Below are 10,152 nucleotides of genomic sequence, written 5' to 3' on the forward strand. Positions count from 1 at the left end.
ATGGAAAAACAGGTAATAACACCAAAAATGAAAAGACAGCGCAAGTTCCTATTGGTATTGCCGCTGCTCGTACTTCCTTTCACCACCCTAATCTTTTTGGTATTGGGAGGTGGACAACTGCAGGAACTACAGGCACAGGAAACTCCACAGAACGGATTTAACCTTCACCTGCCGGAAGCAAAACTGACCGATGACAAGCAAATGGATAAGATGAGCTATTACAACCGGGCAGAACAGGATTCTGCAAAATTCAGGGAACTCCGTAAAAATGACCCTAATTATAAAAACAGTGTGATTTCTGATACGGATGATGTGTTACCCCAACAGCAAGTAAAACCGGGTCAACTATCTTCTGGTGGACTGAAAACTTCCCTCTACGGAAGTGGTCAGGGCAACGATCCGAATACGGATAAAATTTATAAAAAGCTGGAAGCGCTCAACAGGGAATTGAACAAACCGGTGGAACGAACCCAGCTTCCTGAAGATTCCCCGAAACAGGAAACAAAAACCAATTATGGAAATACCTCCGTAAGTTCTAGTGACGTGGACAGGCTGGAAGAAATGATGCATACGATGACCCAGCCGGAAGCACCTGACCCGGAACTGGAACAACTCAACAGTATGCTGGAAAAGATTCTGGATGTACAACATCCGGAGCGGGTTCAGGAGAAAATAAAACAACTATCGGAGGCTCGCAGGGAACAATTGTATGAAGTATCCACTGCACAGAAAGATGATAGTATTTCCCTGTTGGATACCGGACATTTTGTTACTCCTACGGCAAACGGATTTTATTCCCTGAACAATGACCAAATTGCTGAACAACCGGAAAATGCCATAAAGGCAGTTATTCACGAATCACAGACCGTAGTGAACGGGTCTACCGTTAAGCTTCGCCTGGTCAATGATGTATTCATTAATGGGGTGCATATTCCCAAAGACAGCTTTGTGTTTGGGGTAGCTTCCCTTAGCGGAGAAAGGCTGCATATCAAAATAAATAGCATTAGAAGCGGTAATTCCCTCTTCCCGGTAGAACTCTCCGTGTATGATATGGATGGACTGGACGGAATATACATTCCCGGCGCCATTACCCGGGATGTCGCCAAACAATCGGCTGACCGCTCTATGCAAAATATTGGACTAACCTCCCTTGATCCTTCCTGGCAGGCACAGGCCGCAGGGGCAGGAATAGAAACGGCTAAATCACTGTTCAGTAAAAAAGTAAAACTGATAAAAGTAACCCTAAAAGCGGGTTATCAGGTATTGCTCCGTGATGAGAAACAAAAACAGATCAATAATTAATAACCATTTAAAATTCCATAAAGATGAAAAAGATAAATGCATGTATGGTGATGGGATTTTTCCTATTCCTTTTCGGATTGAATGTAAACGCTCAAAGCAGCCCTAAGCTTGAGCCCAAATCCATCGCTCCCTATCCTTTGGAGATTACCTATTTCAAAACAACCAATGTTATATTTCCAAGTGCCATTGTAGGTGTGGACAGGGGCAGTAAAGATGTATTGGCACAAAAAGCCAAAGGAGCTGCCAATATTCTACAGCTCAAAGCGGCAAGGGACAGTTTCCCGGAGACCAACCTAACGGTAATTACAGCAGACGGAAAATTAAATTCTTTTGTGATTAACTACACGCCCAAACCGTCCATGTTAAATATTTCCATAAAGGAAAGGGATAACAAAAACAGTATTTTCCTTTCACCCGAATTGGTTAACGAGGCTGAAGTCACTACCTATGCTACTCGCGCCCTGTATTCCAAATACAAGGGGCGTAAGGTAAAGCACCGCAAATATGGTATCCACTTCGGATTGAACGGGATATTCATTCGGGACAACCTGATGTACCTGCGGTTAACGATTACCAACACCTCCAATATCAGCTATGATATTGACCAATTACGCTTTTTTATCCGTGACCAGAAAAAAGCGAAAAGGACAGCTTCACAGGAAATCGAGATCACACCGGTACACATTCAAAATGAGGCAACAAAAATTGCCGGTCAGTCTTCACAGAGTTTGGTGGTTGCCGTTCTAAAATTCACCATTCCCGATAAAAAATATCTTGCCATTCAATTATTCGAAGCAAACGGGGGTAGGCATATCGAGCTGAGTGTAAAAAACAATACGATTACTAAAGCATCTGTACTTCCAAAATTAGAATCCAATGTAAAGTACAGTCATTAATAACTCTTAAATTAATATATTATGAACCAGAAGAATTTTGAATACCTGAAAGACCAGATAAAATATACTGGCTTTGGCGAAGGACTCGGAGAAGTCCTAAAGCAAAAGATAGCACAGGGAGAGCCTGAATTCAAGATACCGCACCAAACACAATTTGGTAACGACAAGGTAGATTCCACACTACATTTTAGCAAGTCCAAAAAAACGGATATGTATTTCTTTAACTCGTACCAGGTAAGTGTGCAGAAAGAAAATAAACCTGATGAAGCGATGAAACAAACCTTCTTTATCAACAAAGGGAATAATATTACCCTTAAAGAAGCCTATAATTTAATGGAAGGGCGGTCGGTCAATAAGGATCTGACTAACAAAGAGGGGCAATTATATAACGCCTGGTTAAAGATGGATTTTAAGCAAAGTGATGACAAGGGGAACTTTAAAATGCAGCAATACCATCAGAACTATGGTTATGATCTCGAAACTATACTGGGTAAGCATCCCATTAAAGAACTGGGGAATGAAGAATATAAATCCAATCTGATCGATTCCCTGAAAAAAGGAAATCTCCAATCTGCTACATTTAAGCGGGAAAATTCAGAGCAGAAACAATTTATTGAGGCCAATCCCCGCTTCAAGACCCTCAATATCTATGATGTCAATATGCAACGGGTAGATAATCGCCAGTCCAGGACGGAAAAACAATCGGAAGGACAGAGTCGCTCTACTAAACAGGAGCATAAAAACCAGCAGCAACCGATTGCCGATGAGGCTCCGGACATACCGAAGGCTAAGAAGAAAAGAAAGAGACCCACCATAACCTAAACGATATGGAACAGTTAAAGCCTTTATCTGATTTTTTTATGGCTATTGAGCAGGATGGCCGTATCAGTATTACACATATAGGGATATATGCTGCCCTGTTGGAGTACCAGGTACAGATGGGCTATAGCAATCCGATATTGGCATTTAGTTATGACATTATGAAGATTGCAAAAATATCATCTGCCATGACATATCATAAATGTGTAAAGGATCTCAATGCCTACGGGTATATACGGTATGAACCCTCATTCAATAAAAACAAGGGGAGTAAAATCTACTTTCCCGAAAGCGATGGGTAGCATGACTTAAATTTTCGGAACAAAGCCCTTCGGGGCTTTTGCTGTTTTAAAGCGGAGATGTAAGATGGAAAGTGAAGTAAGAATTCCGCCTGAAAAAGCAATAGCACTATTGAAAGAAGACGGTATAGAAGTAACAGCGGAACAGGTGAAAGTCATCCTGGACTTTATGTATGAAATGGCGGAAATTGTCGTGGATCAATATCTGGCAAAACCTGCCTGAATTTTGTAAATTGTAAAGATAATCAGGATGTTATATGGTACAACCTTAAGACACTCAAAAGATGAAAATTGCAGATTTATACATACGGGTAAGCACGGATGAACAGGCCGACAAAGGATACTCCCAGCGGGATCAGGAAGAGCGTTTGCGCAAATATTGCGAAATAAACCATATCCAGGTACGAAAGGTTATTTATGAAGACCATTCGGCAAAAACATTTAATCGCCCTTCCTGGATCAAGCTGCTCGGTAATCTTCGTAAATCCAGAGGGCAATCCGATTTGATACTTTTTACCAAGTGGGACAGGTTTAGCCGGAATGCCGGAGATGCATATCAAATGATTGCTACACTAAGACGTTTAGGGGTGGAACCCCAAGCGGTCGAACAACCATTGGATTTATCAATTCCTGAAAATAAGATGATGCTGGCCTTTTACCTGGCTGCTCCTGAAGTAGAAAACGATAGAAGGGCGTTAAACGTATTCCATGGAATGCGCCGGGCAAAAAAGGAAGGCCGATGGATGGCAACCGCACCAATCGGTTACGTCAATAGGATAAATGAAAGTGGTAGAAAATATATTGCTCCCAAAGAAGGCCAGAGTGATATTATAAAATGGGCTTTCAAGGAATTGGCAAAAAAAACCTTTAATACTGAACAGGTATGGAAGATGGCAAAGGAAAAAGGCCTAAAATGTAGCAAGAATAATTTCTGGAGAGCCATTCGCAATCCCGTATATTGTGGTAAAATATCCATCCCAAAATACAAAGATGAAGAAATCCAACTGGTTACGGGACAACACGAACCATTGATATCCGAAGCTTTATTTTATGAGGTTCAGGATGTTCTTGATGGTCGTAAGAAAGTCATGCGTACAAAAATGACTGTGGATGAGAATTACCCTTTGAGAGGATTTCTGAAATGCCCTAAATGCGACCGTATGCTTACAGGTAGTAAGTCTAAAGGACGTTCAAAGCATTACTATTATTACCATTGTTCAGGCGGTTGCAAATTCAGACTAAAGGCACCGGATATGAACGATAAAATTATTGCCGAAATCAGAAGGTATGTTCGTCCATTGCCAAAACTTAAATTGTATAAGGAAATTATTACTTCAGTATATAAAGCAAAGACAAAAGACCGTACAGGGACCATCCAGCAACTGAAAGTTCATCTACAGGAAGAAAACAACAAACTAAGCAAAGCTAGGGAATTACTTTTGTGCGGTGAGATAGAAGCGGTTGATTATCGAATGATGAAAGCGGATGCCGAAAAAACAATAAACAGGATTGAGGCTAAACTTACAAGTACAATAACCGACACGCATAACATTGAACCCTTATGGGATAAGGCTATAAGCAATCTTTCCCAACTGGATTCTTTATATGAATCAGGCTCAACAATACAAAAAAGAAAAATAATTGGTTCGATCTTTCCTGAAAAATTGACTTTTGACGGTTTTAAATATCGAACCATAAGAGTCAATGAAGCTATTCAGTATATTATGCTGATAGACAGGGATTTAAATGAAAATAAAAATGGGACAAATTCATCATTTTTGAATTTGTCCCATAAGGTGACCCCGGAGGGATTCAAACCTTTTTGCGCTCTCCTCAATATTAGTAGGATATTCAGCCTTTTAAATATTTCAGGTAACCTTTTAGCTATCCTTAAATTTGAACTTGTTTGGTTTTGAATGACTTCAATTGAATAAATATACTTATTTTCAAAAGTTTTAAAAACGTTTTTGAACCAAAAGATAATCGGAATTGATGTTTCAAAAATTAATTTAGATGCTCATGCCGATAATCGTTGTTCCCATCGGGAGTTCGTTAATGATGTTATGGGAAATAGGCTAACGGAGAGGTTCCCGGATGATATCTTTGAGAAAGTCTTCACCAAAGGCAGCTATGCATCGCATCGGGACTGGTCAAAGGGCATATCCAGGCTTATCATTCCGATAAAAAAGACAATCAATATTTACAGGATACTACCATTCGTTTAAACCGCCGCTGCACCGGGAAGGTTTGATCTAGTAAAACCTATTGGCCCGATGCGGGTTATAGCAGAGGAGAGAACTACCATTACCTGGAAGGTAAAGGGATCAAAAGTTACATTCACGCCCATGGAACTACAAAGGTGGTCCCGAAGGCTTCCAATATGTACAGGAAGGTAATTATTGGCTGTGCCCACAGGGTAAGTAATTCACCTTCTGTAAACAGAAGCTGGAGAAAGGTAAGCTTAAGGATAACTATTTTACCCAGCGCAATAATTGAAAGGGATGTACGATCAAAGAAATTTGTATCGGCAAGAGCTATGAGAAACGGATCATTACCGCTTACCGGAAGAGTATGAACGCGACAACCAACGGGTGAACACCAGGCTGGGTCGTTATATGAAAGGCAAACGCCAAAGTACGGTAGAACCTGTCTTTGGTATATTAAAGGAACATCTGGAACTTGGGAAGATGCACACTACGGGAAAGGCAGGCTAACGAATGCATGCACCTGGCAGCCATGCCTATAATCTGAAGAAAACCCTTAAATATTCGGGTAAATGGGTAAAAACCGCGGCAGTCCAGCTTACCGGAAACCTTCGTTATCAAAATCCTGAAGGAGGGCTTAAAAGTAGCCTATTTTTTGAAGGACAGACTCTCCGGTTGTAAATAATAAACCGCCTGAAGCGGCTTATTTAGATTAAAATTTCTCGAAAATTTTGGCTTGTGCAACGGTTACCGTTGTTAGCGGTAGTTTTTATTTCTTTTTTCTGCATTGATATAATAAGCTATCAACCAAATTGTCAGTAAGAGCGCCATTGTTTTGCACTCTTAAACTATCCCAGGAGTTAACAGCCATCATATGATAATTAAAGTTGTCATTTTTTGATGTACTTCCACCACCTGTCCCTAAATGAAAAAGTCCTACTTTATTTCTTGGTTGTTCATTTTCATTTTTCTCCAAAGTATAGTCTTCATTAAAATCTTGCTGTATTAGTTGCGGAATTTTTCCAATTATATTCCAGTTGTCGTCAACAAAATAATACTCTTGGTCTATGATACCAGTTTCAAATTTGTTAGTTAAAATCATAACTCCATTGTCTGGTATTTTGTAGATCAGTCTTCCGTCAACTTTCGGGATGCTCTTCCCGCAAGGCTCATTATAAATTAGCGTGATTTGACCTGTAAAGTCCTTGGGAACAAGAAACGTTTCTGGTGTCATATGCTTTGAGGCTAAAAAGAAGAATGCAAGCATTCCGGGATACCAAAGTAACAATGGCAAAGAGGTCGTTAGTAATTTTGTCTTTGTCTTGGCTTTTGAGAACCATACAATCAAAAGTCCGATTATAAAAACTGGTCCTGTAAATATTATCCAGTAAGGATTTACGCAGGCAAGCCAACTTAAAATTGTTAAAATTAGTCCAATCTTGTATAATTTCATCTGGTTATTACGTCACTTTAATTACCACTAACGTACCGTGTAAAAACAGTGCCACTGGCGAACTTGATTTTCCGCAAGAAAATCAGATGCAGTAAGCAAGCACGGGATTTCGATTCGAGAAAGGGTTTAAGCATTGTTTTTATGTACTGTTGTAAAATGGTGAATCCATAATTGGCTTATTGTCTTGACAATTTTTCATTTAATTCTTAAAATAAATAAAGGGTATATCAAATATCCCATAAAAAAGTCAAAAATGGAAATTACCATACCCAAAGGAATGGCTAATCTGTGTTCTCTGGCCTCATTAAAAGACTTCGCCCAATTAGAAAATATCCATATTGTAAGTCCTCCTATTAGTTGAAATCCATAAATCCCATAGAACATAATAATTTCAGTTTTAAAAAATGTCAGTCATTGAAATTATTTATTAGTTTCAAACCGGTCTTAGCTACGGGCAGGAGGTATTTAAAATCACATTCCTGTCCGCTGTATCTAAATTTAGCTACAAGTTATGATGTTCCATTTTACCACTGTCGCCCGCTTGCTTATAGCTGTTGTTGGCGCATCGTGCTTTTTTTATTTTTTCTTCTTTGGCGGTTCAGCGTATAGTCCATTGGAATTGCAGTAGTTCAGAAATTCGTTAATTTGTTTCCCAATGATCCGATTAATATCTTTTTGATTTTTCAATGTCAGCAGAGACGATCCAGCTCTTTTTTTTGCATGTGCGCCACCGGGTTACGGTTATCGCAAGTTGCGGGAGTAAGGGACGCGGACCTGTCGGCTTAGTTGTTCTAATTGGTCTCTAAATTTTCGAATTTCAGCGAATTACCCGCTGTTTGCGTTACACGGTGCTGGCAACAGTTATTTTACTTTGTCCACGGTTCTTTATCAGAAATATTCATGATTTCTTTTCCATCATAAAGGCTTATTCCTTCCCAGGTGCTAAACCAAATTTGCCCCTTATTATCTTCGAAAATATTTTGAATGGTATTCGTAGCTAATCCTTCTTTAGTTGTAAACTGGGTGAACTTTTCCCCGTCATAACGATATACTCCAAAGTTTTCAGCAGAAAACCAAATATTACCCTTGTGGTCCTCACAAAAATTATAGGTTTCCGGACCATCAATAACTCCATTTTTAGTGAAATTGGTAAAAGTGTTTCCGTCATATTTACTTACGCCACCATTAAATGTCCCAATCCATAGGTTTCCCTTACTATCTTCAAAAACATCGGCAACATTATTATCTGTGAGACCATTACTTCTTGTTAACTGTGTAAAATTATTATTCTTGTATTTATAAATTCCATTGCCATCTGTGACAAACCACATCGTTCCATTTTTGTCTTCCATAAATTTGAAAACTAATTTATCTGAAAGCATTGGTTTAGAGTCTTTTATTGAAGATTTTGGTAAAGTAAAGTTTGTAAAGTTCTTACCGTCAAATTGATAAATGCCTTGGGTTGTACCTACCCATATTAATCCTTCTTCATCAATTGTCAATCCCCATATTTCCTTGCCAGGTAATCCTTCTTCCTTTGAAAATATTTTAAACTTCTTACCATCATATTTTATAAGTCCACTTGAAGTTCCAAACCAAATATTACCCATTTTGTCTTCAATAATTCCTCTTACAGCTCCGGCACTGCCATTAAAATCTTCACTGATATTGAATTCTTCAAGAGATTTATTATTGTAACGTATGATTCCATCTCCATTTGTGCCGAACCAAAAAGTGCCGTTTTTGTCTTGATATATTTTTCTGACAAATTCACTGACCATTCCATTCAAGTTAGAATGTTTTTGTTGAAATACAGTGTTTTGGTGATAGATTAGTGGTGGGTTATTTTGAGATGATTTTTCATCAAAAGCATCGCTATAATGTTCAGTATTATCTTTTGGTATTTCTCTAATTCCTTTTTCCTTGCAACCAACGACCAATATTGTAAGTACTATAAAGAATGGTCTTATGATCAAAATCGCCTTGCTTCTAATTTTGTACATAGTTCATATTTTAGTCATAATTGTTGCCAACGTCACGTATAAAAACAGTGCGAGCGGGCGAGCGTGATTTTCCGCAGGACAATCAGGCGTGGCAAGCAAGCACGGACTTTCGAATTGAGACAGGCTTTAGCATTGTTTTTATATGGTGTTGTAGTGCGTTTTTATCTGTCAACCTTGATTAATTCCGCTTTTAAGAACTTTTCAAATCTTCTTACACCCTTTCTCATATTGAATATCAGAACCAATAAAAAAAACAAAAATACGGGGATCAACATAATCAAAACTCCGTAACTTTTAGTTGAAATGATATCATTTAATGATAGTCCAAATATTAATCCCATGAATATCAGGAAAATTATTACAAACCAGTTCCAACCGATAATTGAAATATCAAGTTCCGTATAGTTATTTCCGCCGGAAATTTTCCCGATTGCTCTAGTAAATTGACTTTCTGGAAATAGAGAACGGGTATTTCGTCTCAGCTTAAATCCATTTTGGTCGATGTTTCCGTAGTATTTCTTTTCATTTCCATCAAATATGTCGAAGAAAATTAATTGGTCGGGTTTAATATCTTCTTCCATGAATTTTATAAACTCAATTCTTTCTGAGTCCAATTTTAATTTTAGACTTGTCTTAAGTCCTAAAATATTTAATATGTTTTTCATCGATTAATATCTCAAAATGCACTACAACGGTCTCCTTTACTTCGTTCAATAATAAATATACCTTTGAGATGAAGAAGGAGGAGAACTAAAACGGTCTCTAGATTACAGATCCAATATCCGTAAGAGTCCTCCATTCTTCATACGGGCAGCAAGAACCATTTGGAATACCAGGTCTTTTTATGGACCCGTTAAAGGAGTTAGTTAATGCGCCCTTCAAATAATAATTTTTTAAAAATATGAAAAATTACCAAGAAGTAATCGGAATTGATGTTTCAAAAAACAAGTTAGATGCCTATGGCCACAATCGTTGTTCGCATCGGGAGTTTAGTAATGATTTGAAGGGTTACAAAGCCTTGTTGAAATGGGCTAACGGTAGGGAACAAAAAGTGTTTTTCTGTTTTGAAAATACCGGTCATTATTCCTTAAAGTTAGCCTTGTATCTCTCTTCAAAGAAGCAGGTATATGTTCAGGAAAACCCTGTAGTTATCAAACGTTCTTCGGGAGTGATCAG

The 10,152-nt window shown here is 38.5% G+C and carries 11 protein-coding genes; 7 read left to right on the plus strand and 4 right to left on the minus strand.

Going from position 1 to position 10,152, the window contains the following annotated elements; genetic code table 11:
• The 6 genes from traM to AB8M93_RS17420 all read left to right on the plus strand — a co-directional run bounded on the left by traM (position 1) and on the right by AB8M93_RS17420 (position 5,232).
• Positions 1 to 1,302 carry a conjugative transposon protein TraM gene (gene traM, locus AB8M93_RS17395; RefSeq protein WP_373060058.1) on the plus strand — a complete coding sequence of 434 codons (1,302 nt, stop codon included), beginning with the start codon at positions 1 to 3 and terminating at the stop codon, positions 1,300 to 1,302.
• A 23-nt stretch (positions 1,303 to 1,325) separates the two neighbouring features.
• Complete coding sequence (traN, locus tag AB8M93_RS17400; RefSeq protein ID WP_311533271.1) at positions 1,326 to 2,198, plus strand: conjugative transposon protein TraN; 873 nt, start codon at positions 1,326 to 1,328, stop codon at positions 2,196 to 2,198.
• 21 nt (positions 2,199 to 2,219) lie between these two features.
• The gene (locus AB8M93_RS17405) at positions 2,220 to 3,020 is read left to right on the plus strand and encodes a hypothetical protein (protein ID WP_311533270.1); all 801 of its coding nucleotides are present in this window, start codon (positions 2,220 to 2,222) and stop codon (positions 3,018 to 3,020) included.
• Positions 3,021 to 3,025: 5 nt separating this feature from the next.
• Positions 3,026 to 3,319, plus strand: coding sequence for a hypothetical protein (locus AB8M93_RS17410; RefSeq protein WP_311533269.1), 294 nt, complete (start codon positions 3,026 to 3,028; stop codon positions 3,317 to 3,319).
• Positions 3,320 to 3,383: 64 nt separating this feature from the next.
• Positions 3,384 to 3,539 (plus strand): hypothetical protein, encoded by a 156-nt coding sequence (locus AB8M93_RS17415; protein WP_311533268.1) that lies wholly within the window; start codon positions 3,384 to 3,386, stop codon positions 3,537 to 3,539.
• A gap of 61 nt (positions 3,540 to 3,600) precedes the next feature.
• Positions 3,601 to 5,232, plus strand: coding sequence for a recombinase family protein (locus AB8M93_RS17420; RefSeq protein ID WP_373060060.1), 1,632 nt, complete (start codon positions 3,601 to 3,603; stop codon positions 5,230 to 5,232).
• Between the two features lie 305 nt (positions 5,233 to 5,537).
• Here the strand turns inward: AB8M93_RS17420 and AB8M93_RS17425 are convergent, their stop codons facing one another.
• The 4 genes from AB8M93_RS17425 to AB8M93_RS17440 all read right to left on the minus strand — a co-directional run bounded on the left by AB8M93_RS17425 (position 5,538) and on the right by AB8M93_RS17440 (position 9,641).
• Positions 5,538 to 5,729, minus strand: a complete 192-nt coding sequence (locus AB8M93_RS17425) for a hypothetical protein (RefSeq protein WP_373060062.1) — start codon at positions 5,727 to 5,729, stop codon at positions 5,538 to 5,540.
• Between the two features lie 560 nt (positions 5,730 to 6,289).
• Entirely contained in the window at positions 6,290 to 6,973 is a 684-nt protein-coding gene (locus tag AB8M93_RS17430) for a DUF6843 domain-containing protein (RefSeq protein ID WP_373060064.1), read from the minus strand.
• Between the two features lie 866 nt (positions 6,974 to 7,839).
• The gene (locus tag AB8M93_RS17435) at positions 7,840 to 8,976 is read right to left on the minus strand and encodes a ligand-binding sensor domain-containing protein (RefSeq protein ID WP_373060066.1); all 1,137 of its coding nucleotides are present in this window, start codon (positions 8,974 to 8,976) and stop codon (positions 7,840 to 7,842) included.
• A gap of 161 nt (positions 8,977 to 9,137) precedes the next feature.
• Complete coding sequence (locus AB8M93_RS17440) at positions 9,138 to 9,641, minus strand: hypothetical protein (RefSeq protein WP_373060068.1); 504 nt, start codon at positions 9,639 to 9,641, stop codon at positions 9,138 to 9,140.
• 236 nt (positions 9,642 to 9,877) lie between these two features.
• Here AB8M93_RS17440 and AB8M93_RS17445 point away from each other — a divergent pair.
• Positions 9,878 to 10,152 (plus strand): IS110 family transposase (locus AB8M93_RS17445; RefSeq protein WP_373060070.1); only part of this gene is annotated, 275 nt, incomplete at its 3' end.

It is taken from the genome of Autumnicola aciditolerans (assembly GCF_041679265.1).
Taxonomy (GTDB): Bacteria; Bacteroidota; Bacteroidia; order Flavobacteriales; family Flavobacteriaceae; genus Autumnicola.

Coding starts and splice junctions, on each gene's coding strand:
- traM (WP_373060058.1), top strand. CDS start 1: ATGGAAAAACAGGTAATAACACCAAAAATGAAAAGACAGCGCAAGTTC.
- traN (WP_311533271.1), top strand. CDS start 1,326: ATGAAAAAGATAAATGCATGTATGGTGATGGGATTTTTCCTATTCCTT.
- AB8M93_RS17405 (WP_311533270.1), top strand. CDS start 2,220: ATGAACCAGAAGAATTTTGAATACCTGAAAGACCAGATAAAATATACT.
- AB8M93_RS17410 (WP_311533269.1), top strand. CDS start 3,026: ATGGAACAGTTAAAGCCTTTATCTGATTTTTTTATGGCTATTGAGCAG.
- AB8M93_RS17415 (WP_311533268.1), top strand. CDS start 3,384: ATGGAAAGTGAAGTAAGAATTCCGCCTGAAAAAGCAATAGCACTATTG.
- AB8M93_RS17420 (WP_373060060.1), top strand. CDS start 3,601: ATGAAAATTGCAGATTTATACATACGGGTAAGCACGGATGAACAGGCC.
- AB8M93_RS17430 (WP_373060064.1), bottom strand. CDS start 6,973: ATGAAATTATACAAGATTGGACTAATTTTAACAATTTTAAGTTGGCTT.
- AB8M93_RS17435 (WP_373060066.1), bottom strand. CDS start 8,976: ATGTACAAAATTAGAAGCAAGGCGATTTTGATCATAAGACCATTCTTT.
- AB8M93_RS17440 (WP_373060068.1), bottom strand. CDS start 9,641: ATGAAAAACATATTAAATATTTTAGGACTTAAGACAAGTCTAAAATTA.